1 pseudogene is annotated in these 254 nt (G+C 48.8%); it reads left to right on the forward strand.

The window, feature by feature from the left end:
• Positions 1-254, forward strand: a pseudogene (locus tag ACYQ3Q_RS28645) (2-oxoacid:acceptor oxidoreductase subunit alpha); the annotation flags it as partial.

A 254-nucleotide genomic window follows, 5' to 3' on the forward strand; every position in this document is an offset into this window, starting at 1 on the left:
CGACGGTACCGCCAAGTGACTATATCCCTTATGAAAACAATCAGAGCATGATTCCGGCGATGGCGAACTTTGGCGACGGATACCGCTATCATGTGACAGGGTTGACTCATACTGAAAAAGGCTTGCCAACCGGGAACCCGGACGTGACCAAAAAGTTTATGCAGCGTCTAACCCAGAAGCTAACTCCTTATTTAGACCGGATCCAATTAGTCGAAGAAGTACAGCTTGATGATGCAGAACTGATCGTGGTCGCG

The sequence above is a fragment of the Desulfosporosinus burensis genome, from assembly GCF_054657535.1.